The sequence below is a fragment of the Achromobacter sp. MUI-25009338 genome, from assembly GCF_057359325.1.
Genome location: NZ_CM170627.1, coordinates 702,939 through 719,101, shown reverse-complemented (window position 1 = coordinate 719,101; position 16,163 = coordinate 702,939). Strand labels below are relative to the sequence as shown.

The following is a 16,163-nucleotide window of genomic DNA, read 5'->3' as shown; positions in this document are numbered from 1 at the left end:
CCTCAGTCGAAGACCTTGGTTTTGGCGTTTTGCGCGTGCTGCTGCGCGTCGTGGCTGTACCAGAGCTGCCCCTGAGTGGCGTCGCGAATCTGCTTGAGACGATCGATGGCCTGCATGGAGGCGGCCGTGTTCCAGGTGATGCCCGGAATCACGCCCGCCTCGTTCTCGCCCGTGTAGATGGCGTCGGCCGCCAGCAGCACCGTGCCGGTGTTCTTCAGCTTGACCTGCAGCGACTGGTGACCCTGGGTGTGCCCCTTGGTGTCGAGCAGCACAATGCTGCCGTCGCCGAACAGGTCGAAGTCGCCCTCGACCTGGATGAAGTCGTAGTCGCGCGTGGTATCGAAGTCCTTCATGACATAGGCGGCCCGCTGGAATTTCTCCGGCCACCAGGCGGCGCGCAGCTCGGCCTTCTGCACCACGTGGCGCGCCTTGGGGAACATCTTGATGTTGCCCGCGTGATCCAGGTGGAAGTGCGAATAGACCACGTACTTCACGTCGCTGGCGTCGAAGCCGGCCGCCTTCAACTGGCGGTCGATGACCTCGTCGCGCCCCTGGATGGAGTTGAACGCGCCGCACAGGCCCTGTCCCCAATAGTTGGCGCAGTTGCCGTCGGCCGTGGCCTGGTTCATGCCGGTATCGAACAGCACCAGTCCGCGCGGATGCTGGATCACATAGGCCGGCACGGGAATCTTGATCTTGGTGCCCACGTCCACCATAGCGGTCATGAAGCCCTTATCCAGCTCGATCTTGCCGACCGACAGTTGCATCAATTTGATGTCCGGCGGCGCGTCGGCCGCCTGGACCCACCCTCCCGCCGTGATCGCTACCGCGCCCAACAGCGCTTTCCAACGCTTGCTCATGGTTGTCTCCTCGAACCAACATGAAGGCCACAGCCGGACGGCCGCGGCCGGACGGGCGGCGTCCGGTGTCCCCCGGTTCGCCGCCGGCGTGCAATGGGCAGGTTTTCTTCTGTGTGCGGGACTGTCGGCGCCACTCTGACCCAAGCCCCCCGGAATGCCAATTCAGAATTGCTTAAGCTGGGTTTCATTCCACGCAAAGCGCCGGGGAATCCCTAATGCCAGGGTTACGCCCATGGGCGTCCGCCGCCCGCATCAAACCAACCCAGCCCCCTTGCGCCGCGTGAACTGCGCCAGCGACCGCAACGCCAGTTCATGCAGGGCCGCCACCGACGGCAGCAGCGTCTCTTCCTTGCGGGTCAGGACGCCGACGATGCGCTCCACGGTGGGTTCGGCCAGCGGCACGAAGGCCAGGCCGGTGCTGACCGCGGGGCGCGCCAGCACCGGCAGCACGGTCACGCCCAGTCCGCTGACCACGCTGGCCAGCAGCGAGGCGCGGTTGGACACCACCATGAACGGGTCTTCGATGGCGCCGCCCAGTTGCCGGTTGCGCAAGGTGTCGAAGGTGGCGTTGCCGATCAGGCGTTCGCCGGCCAGCGCGGACCAGGGCACCGGGCCGCGCCGGCGCGCCAGCGGGTGGCTCTTGCGGCAGACCAGGCCGAAGGCGTCGCGCGCCACCGGCGCGAAGGCGACTTCGGCGGTGCGCGGCACCTGCCCCGCCACGCCGACCTGCACTTCGCCGTTCAGCACCAGCCGGTGCACGTCCTGCGAGGGCTCGTCGATGGCGCGGATGCGGATCGCGGGGTGGCCGCGCGCATAGCGTTCCAGCAGCCGAGGCAGCCATTCGTCGGCCAGCGAAGGCATGACGGCCAGCGACACCGGCCCCTGGCTGCCCAGACTGAGCTGGCGCGCGGCGTCCAGCACCCGGTCGTGGGTGGACAGCAGTTCGCGAAACAGCGGCGCGACCGCCGCGCCCAGCGGGGTGAGCTGCGCGCGCTTGCCGGGTTCGAAGAGCGGCGCGCCCAGCTGCTGTTCCAGGTCCTGCATGGCCGCCGAGACGGCGGCCTGCGAGCGGAAGGTGCCTTCGGCCGCCAGGCGGAAGCTGCCGTGGTCGGCCGCGAGCAGGAACTGGCGCAGGTGCTGGATCTTGAGGGGCTGCGGCATGAGGCACCATGCAAATTCAGATTTTCCGAAATTAACTTACGTTAATTTGGATTGTCAAAACCGCGTCGGGCGTCCAACAATGGCCCATCATTCATCCAATAGGTCGTGGAGCCGCGGTATGTCCCTGCAAGTGCGCAAAGTAGTCAGTTATGTCGAGAAAACCCTGATCGAAGGAGGCCGCGCGGCCGAGCGTCCGCTGGTGATGATCGTGGCCGCCGCCGTGATCCGCAATCCGTGGGCGGGCCTTCCGTTCCAGGAAGACCTGCGCCCGCAGATCCTGGCGGCCGCGCCGCCGCTGGGCGAGCTGCTGGTCGGGGAAATCCTGCGGCAGGCCGGGTCGGCCGACCAGGTCGAGGCCTACGGCAAGGCCGCCGTGGTGGGCACGGCCGGCGAAATCGAGCACGCGTCGGCGCTGATCCACACGCTGCGCTTCGGCAACGCCTACCGCAACGCGGTGGGCGGCACCAGCTACCTGAGCTTCACCAATATGCGCGGCGGCCCGGGCTGCGTGATTTCCGTGCCCTTGATGCACAAGCAGGACGAGGGCTTGCGCTCGCACTATCTGACGGTGCAGACCACGATCAACGACGCGCCCGCGCCGGACGAGATCGTGGTCGCGCTGGGCGCGGCCACTTCGGGCCGTCCGCACCATCGCATCGGCAACCGTTATTCGGACATGCAGGAACTCGAGCGCGAGGCCCAGGCGAAATGAGCGCGCACTATAGCCGCAGCGGCCGCGGCGAGCCGCTGGTGCTGCTGCATGGCGTTGGCCTGGACCACACGTTGTGGGACGACCTGGCGCCGCTGCTGGAGCCGGATTTCGAGGTGCTGCGCTACGACCTGCTGGGCCATGGCAACGCCCCCGCCGTGGACGAGACCATAACGGTGCAGGACTACATCGCCCAGCTCGACGCCGAGCTGGACCGCGCCGGCTGGCAGAACGCCAACGTGCTGGGCTATTCCATGGGCGGCCTGATCGCGGGGGCTTATGCCGCCGCGCGGCCGCAGCGGGTGCGGCGCCTGACGCTGCTGAGCACGGTGTTCCGGCGCAGCCCCGATGAAGCGCGCGCCGTGCTGGCGCGGCTGGAAGCGGCCGCGACGCAGGACCCCGCGGCGGCGGCCCAGGTATCGCTGGCGCGCTGGTTCACGCCGGACTTCCAGGCGCGGCGGCCGGAACGGGTCGCCAGCATCGGGCAGCGCCTGCTGCGCAACGACCGCGCGAGCTTTCTGGCCGCCTACCGCGTGTTTGCGCTGGGCGATCCGATCCTGGCGCAGGCCGCGCCCGGCATCGCCTGCCCCGCGCTGGCGATGACCGGCGAGGAGGACGTCGGGTCCACGCCGCGCATGACGCGCGAGCTGGCCGCCGCGCTGCCTTGCGGCCAGGCCCGGGTGGTGGCCGGCCAGCGGCATATGCTGCCGGTGGAGGAACCGGCGGTGGTGGCGGCGGCCCTGCAGCGCTTTTTCCTGGCCCAGGGCGAAACCCGGCACTGCGCCTGAACGGCATAAGAACAGAGACATACGCGGAGACATACGACATGAATCGCAGATCCCTCTTGAAGAACCTGGCGGCGCTGGCCCTGGCGCCGGCCGGCGTCATGGCGGGCCGGTCCGCCGGCGCGCGCGCGGCGCCGCTGCGCGTGGTCGTGCCGTTCCCGCCGGGCGGCGGCACGGACGTGCTGGGCCGGGTCGTCGCCGCGGCGATGGAAGGCGCGATGGACCGCCCCGTGGTGGTCGAGAACAAGCCCGGCGCCAGCGGCATGCTGGGCGCCGACTACACCGCCAACGGCGCCAAGGACGGCAGCGTGCTGCTGTTCGCCGGCCTGGTGCCTTCGGTGCGCTACTACGCCCGGCCGCCCGAGGACGTGCTCAAGCAGCTCACGCCGGTCTGCCCGATCGCGCGTTCGCCCTACATGGTGGCGGTCAACGCCGACGTGCCGGCCAAGACGCTGGCCGAACTGGTGGCCCAGGCCAAGCGCGAACCCAAGGGCCTGACGTTCGGCACGCCCGGCAACGCCACGCCCCAGCATCTGGCGACCGAACTGCTGCAGGCGGCCTGCGGCGTCGAGCTGCTGCACGTGCCGTATCGCGGCACCGGACCGATGATGACGGACCTGCTGGGCGGACAGATACAGCTGGTGGTGGCCACGGTGGCGGCGGTCGAGCCGTACCTGCAGGGCGGACGCCTGCGCGTGCTGGCCGTGACCAGCCCGGAACGCCTGCCCAAGTATCCGGACATCCCCACGGTGGCCGAAAGCGGCTACCCCGGCTTCTCCGCGCAGATCCAGTTCGGCACGTATTGCGCCGCGGGCACGCCGGAGGCCGCCGTCGCCGCGCTCAACCAGGGCGTCAACCGCGCGCTGCAGACGGAGACGGTGCGCGCCAAGCTGGCCGAACAGGGCTTCCAGCCCACCGGCGGCACGCCGGCACAGCTGCAGCAGGCGCTGCTGGCGGAAATCCGCGACGTGGCCAGGCTGGTGCAGGCGGGCAAGGTCAAGGTCGACCTGTAGCGCCCGCGCCGCGCCCGATGCTGGATAACCAGCATTTACAGGCGTGTCGTCCTCTGTGCATGCTGTCCGGCTACTCGACGCAGATCGGGCGCTCCATGGAGACGACATGCCTAGTTCCCAGCACTTCGCCCATATCCGCGAGATCGAACAGGTCGGCCTTGGCCGCCCCACGCAGCGCGACGCGCACGTGGTCAGCAGCTGGCTGCGCTGCCTGGACCAGTACCGGCTCGATCCCGCGCACGCCTGCGAGGCCTATATCGTGCCCGATGGGCGGCTGCGCGAGCATCGCCAGCAATCCGAGGCGCTGATCGCCATCGCGCGCTCCGGCCTGGACCACCTGTTCCGCCAGGTCGCCGGACAGAACTATGTGCTGCTGCTGGCCGACCGGCAGGGCGTCACCGTGGAGTTCCTCGGCGACGCCCAGCAGACGGCGCAATTGCGCAAGGCCGGCCTCTATCTGGGGTCGGAGTGGTCGGAGCGGCGCGCCGGCACCTGCGCCGTGGGCGCCTGCCTGGAAAGCGGCGAAGCGCTCACCATCCATCAGACCGACCATTTCGACAACACCCACACGCCGCTGTCCTGCACCGCCGCCCCGATCTACAGCGCCGACGGCGAGCTGGCCGCGGTGCTGGACATCTCGCTGCTCAGTTCCCCCGTGCTGAAGGCCAGCCAGAACCTGGCGCTGCATCTGGTCACCGGCACCGCGCGGCGCATCGAGATGGCCAACCTGATGGCGCGCACCAGCAGCGAGTGGGTGCTGCGCTTCGCGCGGTCGCCCGAGTTCCTGGACGTGGACCCCGAGGCCGCCGTCTCGCTGGACGGGTCCGGCCGCATCCTGGGCATGACGCACACGGGCGCCAAGCTGCTGGCGCGCGCCGCCGGCCTGGACTGGCGCAACCCCGCCGGCCTCATCGGCCAGCCCGTCACCCGCTTCTTCGACGTGCAGCTCGACGACCTGCCCCGCTACACCCGCGCCCACGCCCCGCAGGACCGCCTGATCGTCGCGCGCGACGGCAACGCGCTGTTCGCGCACGCCATCGAGCCCAACCGGCGCGCGCGCGCCGCCGCCGTCGCCGTGCGCGGCGCGCCGGCCGCCCTCGGCGGGCTGGACGGCGGCGACGCCCGGATGGCCGCGATGCTGGCGCGCGCCGCCAAGCTGGCCAGGCAGCGCCTGCCCATTCTGCTGCAGGGCGAGACCGGCGCGGGCAAGGAGTACCTGGCCCGCGCCATTCATGACGGCAGCGGGCGCACGGGCCGCTTCGTCGCCGTCAACTGCGCGGCCATTCCCGAATCCCTGATCGAAAGCGAGCTGTTCGGCTATCTGCCCGGCGCCTACACCGGCGCGGCGGCCAAGGGCCGCAAGGGCCTGATCGAGGAGTCCGACGGCGGCACCCTGTTCCTGGACGAGATCGGCGACATGCCGCTGGCCCTGCAAAGCCGCCTGCTGCGCGTGCTGGCCGAATCCGAGGTCACGCCCATCGGCGCCAATGCGCCGCGCGCCGTGCGCCTGAGCCTGCTGTCGGCCTCGCACCGCGACCTGGCGGCGCTGGTGCGCGAGGGCCGTTTCCGCGAAGACCTGTATTACCGCATCAACGCGGCCACGCTGACCATCCCGCCGCTGCGCGAACGCGAAGACCTGGAGTGGCTGATCGAACGCCTGCTGGCGCGCCACCAGGACGAATCGGGCGCGCCCGTGCTGTCGCCGGCCGCGCTGATGGCGCTGAAGTCGCACGCCTGGCCCGGCAATATCCGCGAACTGGCCAACGCCATCGCGGTGGCCGCCGCGCTGTGCGAGAACGGCGTGATCGAAGCCGGCGACCTGCCCGATGCGCTGGCGCCGGTGGCGGCGGCCGCCAGCCCCGGCGAAGCTGCCCTGCGTTCCATGCTGGCGCGCTGCGCCGGCAACGTCTCCGAGGCCGCCCGCCGCATGGGCGTGGACCGCTCCACGGTCCATCGCCAGATGCGGCGCTACGGCCTGTCCCCACGCCACTAAGGCGCGGCGCCACACCCGCGCGCCACAGCTGTGGCGCGCCGCCACGCCCCTTCCCGCCCGCCTGTCGCGCGCGCCGGGCGCCGCGCGCGGCGCGCCGATATGGCATGGCGATTGCTTGTCTACGGTGGGCGGCCACCGGCCGGCACAGGCCGGAACCGCCCACGGACCGCCCCGGTCCGCCAAGACAACGATCGCCCGCCACGGGCAAGGAGACTAGACATGCAGACCGATCAAGCCGGCGCCGCCCTGGAGGCCCTGCTGGGACGCCTGAACACCGCGCTGGGCAACAAGGACGTCGATGCCGTCGCCGCGCTGTTCCAGGACGAATGCTATTGGCGCGACCTGGTGCTGTTCACCTGGAACCTGCGCACCCTGGAGGGGCGCGACCAGATCCGCGACATGCTGCGGCACCAGCTGGAACAGGTCGAGCCGGTGCGGTTCAACCTGGACCCGAAGGAGGCCGTGTCGGACGACGACGGCCTGCTGCAGGGCTGGATCGAGATCGAGACCAACCGCGCCCGCGGCTATGGCCACATCCGCGTGCGCGACGGCCGCATCTGGACGCTGCTGACCACCATGTCGGAGCTGAAGGGGCATGAAGAGCCCAGCGGCGTGCGCCGGCCCAAGGGCGCCGAACACGGCAGCAGCCGGACCCGCCAGACCTGGCTGGAGAAGCGCGAGCAGGAGGCCGCCGAGCTCGGCTACCGGACCCAGCCCTACGTGCTCATCATCGGCGGCGGACAGGGCGGCATCGCGCTGGGCGCGCGCCTGCGCCAGCTCGACGTGCCCACCCTCATCATCGAGAAGAACGAGCGCGCCGGCGACAGCTGGAGAAAGCGCTACAAGTCGCTGTGCCTGCACGACCCGGTCTGGTACGACCATCTGCCCTACATCCCCTTCCCCGAGAACTGGCCGATCTTCGCGCCCAAGGACAAGATCGGCGACTGGCTGGAGATGTACACCAGGATCATGGAGCTCAACTACTGGACGTCCAGCACCTGCCAGTCGGCGCGCTATGACGAGGACAAACAGGAATGGGAAGTCACCGTGCTGCGCGACGGCGAGCCCGTGGTGCTGCGGCCCAAGCAGCTGGTGCTGGCCACCGGCATGTCCGGCAAGCCCAATATCCCGCGCTTTCCCGGACAGGATGAGTTCCGGGGCGAACAGCACCATTCCTCGCGCCACCCCGGCCCCGACGCCTACCGCGGCAAGAACGTGGTCGTCATCGGCGCCAACAACTCCGCGCACGATATCTGCGCGGCGTTGTGGGAAGCCGGCGCCCATGTGACGATGGTGCAGCGTTCGTCCACGCACATCGTGCGTTCGGACACGCTGATGGACATCGGCCTGGGCGCGCTTTATTCGGAGCAGGCGCTGGCCAATGGCATGACCACGCGCAAGGCCGACCTGACGTTCGCGTCCCTGCCCTACAAGATCATGGCGCAGTTCCAGATCCCGCTGTATGAGCGGATGCGCGAGCGCGACGCCGAGTTCTACAACAAGCTGGAGGCCGCCGGCTTCATGCTGGACTGGGGCGACGACGGCTCGGGCCTGTTCATGAAGTACCTGCGGCGCGGCTCCGGCTACTACATCGACGTGGGCGCCTGCGACCTGATCATCGACGGCAGCATCAAGCTGCAGTCGCGCACCGACGTCAGCCACCTGACGCGCGACGCCGTGGTGCTGAAGAACGGCGTGAGCCTGCCGGCCGACCTGGTGGTCTACGCCACCGGCTACGGCTCGATGAACGGCTGGGCCGCCGACCTGATCAGCCGCGAGGTCGCGGACAAGGTCGGCAAGTGCTGGGGGCTGGGCTCGGACACGACCAAGGACCCTGGCCCCTGGGAAGGCGAGCAGCGCAACATGTGGAAGCCCACCCAGCAGGAGGCGCTGTGGTTCCACGGCGGCAACCTGCACCAGTCGCGCCACTACTCCCAGTACCTGTCCCTGCAGCTGAAGGCGCGCCAGGCGGGCATTCCCGTGCAGGTCTACGGCCTGCAGGAGGTGCACCACAAGCAGTAGGCGGGGCCCCGGCGGCTTGCGCCCTGCCCGACGCCGGGGTAAATTGTTGACAATCCTGCGCCTGACGGCGCGCCAATCCGATTTTTTTTCATTAAATTCGGAAGAATTGTCGACACATGAGCAAAGTGCTGACGCTGCCGGGCGCCGCCCCGGGCGATAGCGAGACCCTGGCGGAACACATCTTCCGCCAGATCCAGTCCGCCATCGTCAAGGGCGAGATCGCCCCCGGCAGCAAGATCTCCGAGCCGGAGCTGGCGCGGATCCACGGCGTCAGCCGCGGGCCGCTGCGCGAGGCGCTGCACCGGCTGGAAGGCCAGCGGCTGCTGGTGCGCGTGCCGCACGCCGGCGCGCGCGTGGTGTCGCTGTCGCAGCAGGAACTCTGCGAACTCTACGAAATCCGCGAATCGCTGGAAGGCACGGCCTGCCGCCTGGCGGCCGAGCGCATGCCGCCGGCCGAGATCGCGGAGCTGCGCGGCGTGCTCGAAGCGCACGAGCGCGACGAGGCCTTCCAGGCCGGCCTCGGCTACTACCAGCAGGAGGGCGACTACGATTTCCACTACCGCATCGTCAAGGGCAGCGGCAACCAGATGCTGTTTCGGATGCTGTGCGACGAGCTCTATCAGCTCGCGCGCATGTACCGCATCCAGTACTCCACCACGCCCAACCGCCCGCGGCAGGCCTATGCCGAACACCACCGCATTCTTGACGCCATCGCCGACCGCGATGGCGAGTTGGCTGAAATCCTGATGCGCCGCCACATCCGCGCATCCCGTCTCAACATCGAACAGCAGATCGCGCAGGGCAACCTGCAGCGCACCGAGGCATGAACCAAAACTACCGCAAGCCCCTGGCCGGCACCCGCCTGGACTACTTCGACACCCGCGCCGCCGTCGAGGCGATTTCCCCCGGGGCCTATGACCGCCTGCCCTACACGTCGCGCGTGCTGGCCGAGAACCTGGTGCGCCGCTGCGACCCGGCGCTCCTGACCGACGCGCTCAAGCAGCTGATCGAACGCCGCCGCGACCTGGACTTCCCGTGGTACCCGGCGCGCGTGGTCTGCCACGACATCCTGGGCCAGACCGCGCTGGTGGACCTGGCCGGCCTGCGCGACGCCATCGCCGAAAAGGGCGGCGACCCCGCCAAGGTCAATCCGGTGGTGCCGGTGCAGCTGATCGTGGACCACTCGCTGGCCGTGGAATACGGCGGCGACGATCCCGACGCCTTCGCCAAGAACCGCGCGGTCGAGGACCGCCGCAACGAAGACCGCTTCCATTTCATCGACTGGACCAAGCAGGCCTTCCGCAACATCGAGGTCGTGCCGCCGGGCAACGGCATCATGCACCAGATCAACCTGGAGCGCATGTCGCCGGTCATCTACACCCAGGACGGCGTGGCCTTCCCCGACACGCTGGTGGGCACCGACAGCCATACCCCGCACGTGGACGCGCTGGGCGTGATCGCCATCGGCGTGGGCGGCCTGGAGGCCGAGAACGTAATGCTGGGCCGCGCCTCCTGGATGCGCCTGCCCGACATCGTCGGCGTGGAACTCACCGGCCGCGCCCAGCCGGGCATCACCGCCACCGACATCGTGCTGACGCTGACCGAATTCCTGCGCAAGGAAAAAGTGGTGGGCGCCTACCTCGAGTTCTACGGCGAAGGCGCCTCCAGCCTGACGCTGGGCGATCGCGCCACCATCTCCAACATGGCGCCCGAATACGGCGCCACGGCGGCGATGTTCTCGATCGACCAGCAGACCATCGACTACCTGCGCCTGACCGGCCGCGAGGACGAGCAGATCGCGCTGGTGGAAACCTACGCCAAGACCGCCGGCCTGTGGTCCGACAGCCTCAAGACCGCCGAATACGAGCGCGTGCTGCGCTTCGACCTGTCCAGCGTGGTGCGCACGCTGGCCGGCCCGTCCAACCCGCATCGCCGCCTGCCGGTGGCCGACCTGGCCGAGCGCGGCATTTCCGGCGTCGTGGAGAACCAGCCCGGCCTGATGCCGGACGGCGCCGTCATCATCGCCGCCATCACCAGCTGCACCAACACCAGCAACCCGCGCAACGTGATCGCCGCCGGCCTGCTGGCGCGCAACGCCAACCGTGCAGGCCTGACCCGCAAGCCCTGGGTGAAAAGCTCGCTGGCGCCCGGCTCCAAGGCGGTTTCGCTGTACCTGGACGAAGCCGGCCTGACCGGCGAACTGGAAAAGCTGGGCTTCGGCGTGGTGGCCTTCGCCTGTACCACGTGCAACGGCATGTCCGGCGCGCTGGACCCCAAGATTCAGCAGGAAATCATCGACCGCGACCTTTATGCCACCGCCGTGCTGTCGGGCAACCGCAACTTCGACGGCCGCATCCACCCCTACGCCAAGCAGGCCTTCCTGGCTTCGCCGCCGCTGGTCGTGGCCTACGCCATCGCCGGCACCATCCGCTTCGACATCGAGCGCGACGTGCTGGGCCAGGACGCCAGCGGCCGCGACATCCGCCTCAAGGACATCTGGCCCAGCGACGAAGAGATCGACGCCGTGGTCAAGTCCGCGGTCAAGCCCGAGCACTTCCGCAAGGTCTACGCGCCCATGTTCGGCATCCAGGACGAGCGCCGCGCCGCCGTCAGCCCGCTGTACGACTGGCGCCCGATGAGCACCTACATCCGCCGCCCGCCGTACTGGGAAGGCGCGCTGGCCGGCGAGCGCACGCTGCGCGGCATGCTGCCGCTGGCCGTGCTGGGCGACAACATCACCACCGACCACCTGTCGCCGTCCAACGCCATCCTGCTCGACAGCGCCGCCGGCGCCTACCTGCACAAGATGGGCCTGCCCGAAGAGGACTTCAACTCCTACGCCACCCACCGCGGCGACCACCTGACGGCGCAGCGCGCCACCTTCGCCAATCCCAAGCTCTTCAACGAAATGGTGAAGAACGAGGACGGCACGGTGAAGCAGGGCTCGCTGGCGCGCGTGGAGCCCGAGGGCAAGGTCATGCGCATGTGGGAAGCGATCGAGACCTACATGGAACGCAAGCAGCCGCTCATCATCGTGGCCGGCGCCGACTACGGCCAGGGTTCGTCGCGCGACTGGGCCGCCAAGGGCGTGCGCCTGGCCGGCGTGGAGGCCATCGTGGCCGAAGGCTTCGAGCGCATCCACCGCACCAATCTGATCGGCATGGGCGTGCTGCCGCTGGAGTTCAAGCCCGGCGTCAACCGCAAGACGCTGAACCTGGACGGCACCGAAAGCTACGACGTCATCGGCGAGCGCAAGCCGCGCGCCGACCTGACGCTGGTGATCCATCGCCGCGACGGCTCCACCGAGCAGGCCACCGTGACCTGCCGCCTGGACACCGCCGAGGAAGTGTCGATCTACGAGGCCGGCGGCGTGCTGCAGCGCTTCGCCCAGGACTTCCTGGAAGCCGAATCCGCCGCCGGCGCCGACAAGAAAGCCGGCTGATCCTCCACCCAGACGGGCGAACGCCGATGGCGTTCGCCCTGCCCCATCCCAGATCTCAGGACTGCCCCATGGCCCATGCTCCCCAGACCAAGATTGCCGCCACCTACATGCGTGGCGGCACCAGCAAAGGCGTGTTCTTCAAACTCGACGACCTGCCCGAATCGGCGCGCGTGGCCGGCCCCGCGCGCGACGCGCTGCTGCTGCGCGTGATCGGCAGCCCCGACCCGTACGGCAAGCAGATCGACGGCATGGGCGCGGCCACGTCCAGCACCAGCAAGACCGTCATCATCGGCAAGAGCAGCCGTCCCGGCCATGACGTGGACTACCTGTTCGGCCAGGTCTCCATCGACCAGCCCTTCGTGGACTGGAGCGGCAATTGCGGCAACCTGTCGGCCGCGGTCGGCCCGTTCGCCATCGCCAACGGCCTGGTCGATCCCGCCCGCATTCCGCAGAACGGCGTGGCCGTGGTACGCATCTGGCAGGCCAACATCGGCAAGACCATCGTCGCCCACGTGCCCATCACCGACGGCGCCGTGCAGGAAACCGGCGACTTCGAACTGGACGGCGTGACCTTCCCGGCCGCCGAACTGCGCCTGGAGTTCATGGACCCGGCCGAGGAAGGCGACGGCGGCTCCATGTTCCCCACCGGGCAACTGGTGGACGACCTGGAAGTGCCGGGCGTCGGCACCTTCAAGGCCACCATGATCAACTCCGGCATTCCCACCATCTTCCTGGACGCCGAGGCGCTGGGCTACAAGGGCACGGAACTGCAGGACGACATCAATGGCGACCCCGCCGCGCTTGCGCGCTTCGAGACCATCCGCGCCCACGGCGCGCTGCGCATGGGCCTGATCGGCAAGCTCGAAGAGGCCGCCGGCCGCCAGCACACGCCCAAGATCGCTTTCGTCGCCCCGCCCCGCGCCTACGTGTCGTCCAGCGGCAAGCAGATCGGCGCCGGCGACGTCGACGTGCTGGTGCGCGCGCTGTCCATGGGCAAGCTGCACCACGCCATGATGGGCACGGCGTCGGTGGCCATCGCCACCGCCGCGGCCGTGCCCGGCACGCTGGTCAACCTGGCCGCCGGCGGCGGCGAGCGCGACAACGTGTGCTTCGGCCATCCGTCGGGCACGCTGCGCGTGGGCGCCGAGGCCAAGCTGGTCGACGGCGAGTGGAAGGTCACCAAGGCCATCATGAGCCGCAGCGCGCGCACCCTGATGGAAGGCCGCGTGCACGTGCCGCGCGAGGGCTTCTGAGGGGCGTCAGCCCCGGGCGCCCGCCGCCTCCAGCATGCGCGCGATCTCGGCCTGGCCGCGCTGGCGCGCATGCGCAAGCGGCGTCACGCCCTTGCCGTCGGCAAGATTGACGTCGGCGCCGGCCTCGATCAGGCGCTTGACGATGGCCTGATGGCGCGGGCCGCCATCGCCCAGGATCACGGCCTCCAGCAGGCCGGTCCATCCCAGGTTGTTCACGTGGTCGGCGTCCACGCCGGCGACCAGCAGCATGTCCACCACTTCGACGTGGCCGCGCTCGCAGGCCGGGATCAGCGCCGTTCCGCCGTAGCGGTTGGTGCTTTTCAGGTCCGCGCCGTGCGCCAGCGTCAGCGCCAGGATCTCGCGGTAGCCGCGCGCCCCGGCCAGCAGGTAGGCGCTGTCGTGGATCGCATTCTTGGAATTGACGTCGGCGCCCGCGTCGATCAGCGCGCGCGCGGCCTCGACGTGGTTGCCCTGGGTGGCGCGCAAGAGCGGCGTATTGCCGGAACCGTCGCGCGCCTCCGGCGCGGCGCCCTGCTGCAGCAGCGCCTTGACGCGGGCCGCGTCGCCGTCGCCCGCGGCGGCCAGCAGCGCCGCGTCCGGCGCGGCCGCCGCGGCCCCGCCGCCCATGCTCAACATAAAAGCCGCCAGCCAGATGCGGCACGCTCCGAAAACACGCATATCCGATACTCCCGGGTTCAAGGTCCAGGACGCTAGTATGGCGTCGCGTCCGGGTATTATGAAATTAATTGACCCAATGGTTTTCAGTGGAAAGCGCAATGCTCGATCCCGTCCTGCTGCGCAGTTTCATCACCGTCGTGGACACAGGCAACTTCACCCGCGCGGCCGAATACCTGCACCTGACCCAGTCCACCGTCAGCCAGCACGTGCTGCGCCTGGAGGACCGGCTCGGCTGCCAGCTGCTGGACCGCAGCCAGCGCCATATCCTGCCCACCGAGGAAGGCGAGCGTCTGCTCGGGTATGCGCGCAGCATCCTGCGCCTGGCCGAGGAAGCCTGCGCCAGCGTAGCCGCCGCGCAGGCCAGCGCGGTGCTGCGCCTGGGCGCTCCCGAAGAATTCATGGGTGCGGCCCTGATGCCCACGCTGGCGGCCGTGCAGGCCGCCCATCCGCTGCTGCGCGTGGAGGTCGAAGGCGGCCTCAGCCACGAGCTGCTGCGGCGCTACCGCGAAGGCGACCTGGACCTGCTGCTGGTCAAGCAATGGGAAGTGGACGCGGACTGCCACGCCCAGTGGGCCGAGCCGCTGTGCTGGATCGCGGCGCGCGACGCCGCGGCGCCCGCCGCCGGCACGGCCGTGCCGCTGGTCGCGTTTCCGGCCGGCGCGCTCTACCGCCAGGAAATGACCGCCATGCTGGAGAACTGCGGCCGGCCCTGGCAGGTGCGCTTTTGCAGCCCCAGCCTGCCCAGCCTGACGGCTGCGGTGGCGGCCGGCCTGGGCGTGAGCCTGCTGCCTGCCGCCTGCGTCGGCCCCGAACACCGCGTGCTGACGGCCGCCGAAGGCTACGCCGCGCCGGCCGGCCTGCGCCTGGCGCTGTATGCACGCGCCCGGCTCAGCGAGGCCGGCCGCGCCCTGCTGCGCGCGCTGACCGGCTATTGCGAGCAGCGCGCCGCCGAGGTCAGCGCGCGGGCCGGCTGAAGGCGGTCGCGGCCTCGCCGACCGGTTCGCCCTTGCGAAACAGCAGGCGCTGCGCCGGCGCCGCGGCCACGGCGGCCGCCGCATTGGGCGCGGGCAGCGCCACGAACGTGGCCTCGTTGCCCGCCAGCAGCCCGTAGCCTTGCAGACCCAGCACGGCCGCGCCCGCGTGCGAGGCCATGTCCAGCGCCGCCAGCAGCTCGGCGTCGCCGTAAAAGCCCGAGCGGTAGCCGATCAGCATCGCGCGCTGCAGCATGTCGCCGTTGCCGTAAGGCCACCAGCTGTCCTGGATGTTGTCGTTGCCGGCGAACACTCGCACGCCGGCGGCGCGCAGCCGCAGCACCGGCGGAAAAGCGCGGTCGCCGGGCGCGTTGGTCATGATGGCCACGCCGGCGTCCGCGAGTTTGCGCGCCGCCTCGTCCTGCGCGCGCGCATCCACGTCGCCCAGCGCGTAGGCGTGGCTGATCGCGACGCGTCCGGCCAGGCCCAGCGCGCGGGTGCGCGCGGCGATGCGGCCGATCTGCTCGACGCCGGCCATGCCGGGCTCGTGCAAATGGATGTCGAGCCTGGCGCCCAGGCGGTCGGCGATGCCGAAGATGCAATCGAGCTGGCCCTCGGCGTCGCCGTCCAGCGTGGACGGATCGATGCCGCCCACCACCTCCGCGCCCTCGCGCACCGCGGCCTCCAGGAGCTGCGCGGTGCCGGGACAGGAAATCACGCCGGCCTGCGGAAACGCCGCCAGCTGGATATCCACGATGCCGCGCCACTTCTCGCGCGCGGCCATCACCGCGTGGAGGTTCTCCAGCCCGGTGCTGGCGTCCACGTCGACGTGGCTGCGCATCGCCACGGTGCCGAACGCGGCCGCCTGCGCGATGAGCGCATCGGCGCGCGCCTCGATGGGCGGCGCGGCCGCCAGTTCGCTTTTCTCGATGGCCAGCCGCTCGCGCAGCGTGGCCGCCGGCCGGTGCGGATGCCAGCGGTCGCCGACGAAACTCTTGTCCAGGTGAATGTGGCCGTCGACGAAACCCGGCAGCACCAGGTGGCCGCGCAGGTCCGTCACCTGCGCCTGCGGCAGTTCGGGCGGCTCGGCGCCGATGGCCAGGATGCGTCCGTCGCGCACGGCCAGCGCCAGGGCGTTGCCGTCGGCATCGACGGCGTTGAGGTATATGCGGTCTGTCATGATTCGCGCCAAAGCCTTTACCTTATCGGAGCGCGGCGGCGCCGGCCAATTAAGTGTTGCGATGCGCTCCAATCGGATTCGCGATGGCGCGCGCGG

13 protein-coding genes are annotated in these 16,163 nt (G+C 69.9%); 9 read left to right on the top strand and 4 right to left on the bottom strand.

Annotated elements, in window-relative coordinates:
• Positions 1 to 2: 2 nt before the first annotated feature.
• Positions 3 to 860, bottom strand: coding sequence for an N-acyl homoserine lactonase family protein (locus tag AC1IQ6_RS03385; RefSeq protein ID WP_102774103.1), 858 nt, complete (start codon positions 858 to 860; stop codon positions 3 to 5).
• 252 nt (positions 861 to 1,112) lie between these two features.
• Positions 1,113 to 2,021, bottom strand: a complete 909-nt coding sequence (locus AC1IQ6_RS03380; protein WP_485865842.1) for a LysR family transcriptional regulator — start codon at positions 2,019 to 2,021, stop codon at positions 1,113 to 1,115.
• Between the two features lie 118 nt (positions 2,022 to 2,139).
• Here AC1IQ6_RS03380 and AC1IQ6_RS03375 point away from each other — a divergent pair, with 118 nt between their 5' ends.
• From AC1IQ6_RS03375 to prpF, 8 genes are all read left to right on the top strand, one after another.
• Positions 2,140 to 2,733: an amino acid synthesis family protein gene (locus tag AC1IQ6_RS03375; RefSeq protein WP_102774105.1), complete on the top strand. Its 594-nt coding sequence runs from the start codon at positions 2,140 to 2,142 to the stop codon at positions 2,731 to 2,733.
• Positions 2,730 to 3,518: an alpha/beta fold hydrolase gene (locus AC1IQ6_RS03370; RefSeq protein ID WP_111825896.1), complete on the top strand. Its 789-nt coding sequence runs from the start codon at positions 2,730 to 2,732 to the stop codon at positions 3,516 to 3,518. The genes AC1IQ6_RS03375 and AC1IQ6_RS03370 overlap by 4 nt, the downstream gene beginning before the upstream one ends.
• A 38-nt stretch (positions 3,519 to 3,556) precedes the next feature.
• On the top strand, positions 3,557 to 4,528 hold the full coding sequence (locus AC1IQ6_RS03365; protein WP_111825897.1) for a Bug family tripartite tricarboxylate transporter substrate binding protein: 972 nt from the start codon (positions 3,557 to 3,559) through the stop codon (positions 4,526 to 4,528).
• Between the two features lie 106 nt (positions 4,529 to 4,634).
• Positions 4,635 to 6,521 carry a sigma-54-dependent Fis family transcriptional regulator gene (locus AC1IQ6_RS03360; protein WP_111825898.1) on the top strand — a complete coding sequence of 629 codons (1,887 nt, stop codon included), beginning with the start codon at positions 4,635 to 4,637 and terminating at the stop codon, positions 6,519 to 6,521.
• A gap of 219 nt (positions 6,522 to 6,740) precedes the next feature.
• Positions 6,741 to 8,543, top strand: a complete 1,803-nt coding sequence (locus tag AC1IQ6_RS03355) for an NAD(P)/FAD-dependent oxidoreductase (RefSeq protein ID WP_485865841.1) — start codon at positions 6,741 to 6,743, stop codon at positions 8,541 to 8,543.
• Positions 8,544 to 8,659: 116 nt separating this feature from the next.
• The gene (locus tag AC1IQ6_RS03350; RefSeq protein ID WP_102774110.1) at positions 8,660 to 9,370 is read left to right on the top strand and encodes a GntR family transcriptional regulator; all 711 of its coding nucleotides are present in this window, start codon (positions 8,660 to 8,662) and stop codon (positions 9,368 to 9,370) included.
• Entirely contained in the window at positions 9,367 to 11,985 is a 2,619-nt protein-coding gene (gene acnD, locus AC1IQ6_RS03345) for a Fe/S-dependent 2-methylisocitrate dehydratase AcnD (RefSeq protein WP_102774111.1), read from the top strand. Before AC1IQ6_RS03350 ends, acnD begins: the two co-directional genes overlap by 4 nt.
• Before the next feature lie 68 nt (positions 11,986 to 12,053).
• A complete protein-coding gene (prpF, locus tag AC1IQ6_RS03340) occupies positions 12,054 to 13,238 on the top strand; it encodes a 2-methylaconitate cis-trans isomerase PrpF (protein WP_485865840.1) in 1,185 nt (394 codons plus the stop codon).
• Between the two features lie 6 nt (positions 13,239 to 13,244).
• On the opposite strand, the gene AC1IQ6_RS03335 is transcribed toward prpF, so the two are convergent.
• Positions 13,245 to 13,916 carry an ankyrin repeat domain-containing protein gene (locus AC1IQ6_RS03335; RefSeq protein ID WP_485865839.1) on the bottom strand — a complete coding sequence of 224 codons (672 nt, stop codon included), beginning with the start codon at positions 13,914 to 13,916 and terminating at the stop codon, positions 13,245 to 13,247.
• 98 nt (positions 13,917 to 14,014) lie between these two features.
• Here AC1IQ6_RS03335 and AC1IQ6_RS03330 point away from each other — a divergent pair, with 98 nt between their 5' ends.
• Positions 14,015 to 14,890: a LysR family transcriptional regulator gene (locus tag AC1IQ6_RS03330; RefSeq protein WP_102774114.1), complete on the top strand. Its 876-nt coding sequence runs from the start codon at positions 14,015 to 14,017 to the stop codon at positions 14,888 to 14,890.
• On the opposite strand, the gene AC1IQ6_RS03325 is transcribed toward AC1IQ6_RS03330, so the two are convergent.
• Positions 14,871 to 16,067, bottom strand: coding sequence for an amidohydrolase family protein (locus AC1IQ6_RS03325; protein ID WP_485865838.1), 1,197 nt, complete (start codon positions 16,065 to 16,067; stop codon positions 14,871 to 14,873). The genes AC1IQ6_RS03330 and AC1IQ6_RS03325 overlap by 20 nt on opposite strands.
• Positions 16,068 to 16,163: the final 96 nt, after the last annotated feature.

Bases quoted from the DNA above. Each gene is read 5' to 3' on its own strand.
- AC1IQ6_RS03385 (WP_102774103.1), bottom strand. From the start codon at position 860: ATGAGCAAGCGTTGGAAAGCGCTGTTGGGCGCGGTAGCGATCACGGCG.
- AC1IQ6_RS03380 (WP_485865842.1), bottom strand. From the start codon at position 2,021: ATGCCGCAGCCCCTCAAGATCCAGCACCTGCGCCAGTTCCTGCTCGCG.
- AC1IQ6_RS03375 (WP_102774105.1), top strand. From the start codon at position 2,140: ATGTCCCTGCAAGTGCGCAAAGTAGTCAGTTATGTCGAGAAAACCCTG.
- AC1IQ6_RS03370 (WP_111825896.1), top strand. From the start codon at position 2,730: ATGAGCGCGCACTATAGCCGCAGCGGCCGCGGCGAGCCGCTGGTGCTG.
- AC1IQ6_RS03365 (WP_111825897.1), top strand. From the start codon at position 3,557: ATGAATCGCAGATCCCTCTTGAAGAACCTGGCGGCGCTGGCCCTGGCG.
- AC1IQ6_RS03360 (WP_111825898.1), top strand. From the start codon at position 4,635: ATGCCTAGTTCCCAGCACTTCGCCCATATCCGCGAGATCGAACAGGTC.
- AC1IQ6_RS03355 (WP_485865841.1), top strand. From the start codon at position 6,741: ATGCAGACCGATCAAGCCGGCGCCGCCCTGGAGGCCCTGCTGGGACGC.
- AC1IQ6_RS03350 (WP_102774110.1), top strand. From the start codon at position 8,660: ATGAGCAAAGTGCTGACGCTGCCGGGCGCCGCCCCGGGCGATAGCGAG.
- acnD (WP_102774111.1), top strand. From the start codon at position 9,367: ATGAACCAAAACTACCGCAAGCCCCTGGCCGGCACCCGCCTGGACTAC.
- prpF (WP_485865840.1), top strand. From the start codon at position 12,054: ATGGCCCATGCTCCCCAGACCAAGATTGCCGCCACCTACATGCGTGGC.
- AC1IQ6_RS03335 (WP_485865839.1), bottom strand. From the start codon at position 13,916: ATGCGTGTTTTCGGAGCGTGCCGCATCTGGCTGGCGGCTTTTATGTTG.
- AC1IQ6_RS03330 (WP_102774114.1), top strand. From the start codon at position 14,015: ATGCTCGATCCCGTCCTGCTGCGCAGTTTCATCACCGTCGTGGACACA.
- AC1IQ6_RS03325 (WP_485865838.1), bottom strand. From the start codon at position 16,067: ATGACAGACCGCATATACCTCAACGCCGTCGATGCCGACGGCAACGCC.